Source organism: Iamia sp. (assembly GCF_035575815.1).
GTDB lineage: Bacteria > Actinomycetota > Acidimicrobiia > Acidimicrobiales > Iamiaceae > Iamia.
Genome location: NZ_DATLXO010000061.1, coordinates 1 through 2241 on the forward strand (window position 1 = coordinate 1; position 2241 = coordinate 2241).

Sequence of the window (2241 nt, forward strand, 5' to 3'; positions counted from 1 at the left end):
AGCGAACCGAACAGCACGGGCTCTCTGGCGGCGGAGCCCGCGGAGCCGACAGCATCGCTCATCGGAGCCAGCCACCATCGATGGTGCGGGTGACCTGATGGGGCTGAAGGGGTTCGAGCGACGGCTGGAACAAGCCGTGGAGGGGACCTTCTCGCGCGTGTTCCGCTCGGGCCTGCGCCCCGTCGAGATCGGCCGGCGTCTCACCCGGGAGATGGACATCAACCGGTCGATCGACGTGCGAGGCCGCACCGTGGTGCCCAACCACTTCACGATCCTGCTCAGCGCCGAGGACCACACGGCCTTCACCGAGATCGCCGACAGCCTCACCCGGGAGCTGGCCGACGCCGCTCGCGAGCACGCTCGCGACGAGGGCTACTCCTTCCTCGGCCCCGTCGGCGTCGAGCTCGAGCCGGGGGGGGTGCGCACCGGCACCTGCCAGGTGACGGCGCGACTCCGCGAGGGTCGCGGCGGGGCCGGGGCCGGGTCGCTGGTGCTGCCCACCGGCGACCGGATCCCTCTCGGCGAGGCCGTCATCACCATCGGACGCCGGGCCGAGTCGACCATCGTGTTGTCGGATCCCAACGTGAGCCGGAACCACGCCGAGATCCGTCCCGCCGGCGCCGGCTGGGTGCTCGTCGACCTGGGCTCGACCAACGGGTCGCGGGTCAACGGAGCCCGGGTCTCGATCCACCCGCTCGAGGACGGCAACGAGATCAGCTTCGGAAGCACCCGCATCTGGTTCGAGGCCAGCTGACCGGCGACGTCCTCCGGGGGGCGCACCCCCCGGGCCTGGGCGCGTCCGGCCGGGGTCGACCAGTAATCTCCCCGCAACATGTCCGAGCAGCTCCTGACCATCCTCAAGTTCTGCGTCCTCGCCCTTCTCTACCTGTTCTTCTTCCGCGTCCTGCGAGCCGTGTGGGTCGAGGTCAACCCCCCGAAGGCCCTCGAGCGCGGCGGGGGCGGGGGCGGCCCGGTGCCGGCCAGCGCCCCGCCCGCCGAGGGCAAGCGGCGCAAGGGCCGCAAGGTGCCCACCCAGCTCACCGTGGTGGAACCAGCGGACCAGCGCGGGCGGGTCTTCCCCCTCGCACCGGAGATGACCGTCGGTCGCGCGGCCGGTTGCCACGTCGCCATCCCCGAGGACACCTTCGCCTCGCAGATCCACGCCCGCGTCTACGGCCGCGACGGCCAGACCTGGGTCGAGGACCTCGGCTCAACCAACGGCACCTTCGTCAACCGAGCCAAGGTCACTGCCGCCACGGCGGTGCGGCGCGGCGACCTCGTCCAGATCGGCAACACCGTCATGGAGCTCGGATGACCACCTCCTCCCACCTCTCCCCCGGCATCCTGTCGGGGCGGAACGTTGTCACCAGCCCCGCGGGAGCCCGATCATGACCAGCTTCCGGGTGGGATCGGCCAGCGACGTCGGCCAGCTCCGCACCAACAACCAGGACTCCAAGCTCATCGCCGATGCCGTGTCGGTCTTCGCCGTCGCCGACGGCATGGGCGGCCACCAGGGCGGCGAGGTGGCCTCGGCCATCGCCGTGGAGACGCTCGAGGCGGTCATCTCCGAACCCACCACCGCCTCGGTGGTCGAGGCCGTCAAGGAGGCCAACCGGCGGATCTTCTCGCGCGCCGAGGACACCACCGAGCTCCGCGGGATGGGCACCACGCTCGTCGCCATCGCCCTGGTCAACCAGGACGGAGCGGACGAAGAGATCGCGTGGGTCAACGTCGGCGACTCCCGCGTCTACCTGTTGCGGGATGGCGAGCTCCACCAGCTCAGCCGCGATCACAGCCTCGTCGAGGACCTCCGACGCGGCGGTCAGCTGAGCGAGGAGGAGGCGGCGATCCACCCGCAGCGCAACATCTTGACCCGGGCCCTCGGCATCGACCAGGAGGTCGAGGTCGACTCCGATTCGCTGCTCCCCCTCACCGGGGACCGCTTCCTGCTCTGCAGCGACGGCCTGTTCAACGAGGTGGACCCGACCACGCTGGTCGACACCCTCACGTCCGGCGAGGACCCCGACGCCGTCGCCCACGAGCTGGTGCGCCTGGCCAACGCCGGTGGCGGGCGCGACAACATCACCTGCGTGGTGGTCGACGTGACCGACGACGGCGGAGGCGCGACGCGCGCCGCCGCGACCGGCGCCTCAACGGCAGGCGGGGCGACCGCCGTCGCGGGCGCGACCGACGCCACCGTGGTCGACCAAAGCCTCGTCGACGCCGCCGAGCCCGCGCCGG

At 71.7% G+C, this 2241-nt stretch carries 3 protein-coding genes; all 3 read left to right on the forward strand.

The annotated features are described in order from the left end of the window. Positions 1-97 precede the first annotated feature (97 nt). Positions 98-754: a DUF3662 and FHA domain-containing protein gene (locus VNL12_RS06125; protein WP_325592563.1), complete on the forward strand. Its 657-nt coding sequence runs from the start codon at positions 98-100 to the stop codon at positions 752-754. Between the two features lie 78 nt (positions 755-832). Continuing rightward, a complete protein-coding gene (locus tag VNL12_RS06130) occupies positions 833-1315 on the forward strand; it encodes an FHA domain-containing protein (protein WP_325592565.1) in 483 nt (160 codons plus the stop codon). Positions 1316-1388: 73 nt separating this feature from the next. Then, positions 1389-2241 (forward strand): Stp1/IreP family PP2C-type Ser/Thr phosphatase (locus tag VNL12_RS06135; RefSeq protein ID WP_325592567.1); only part of this gene is annotated, 853 nt, incomplete at its 3' end.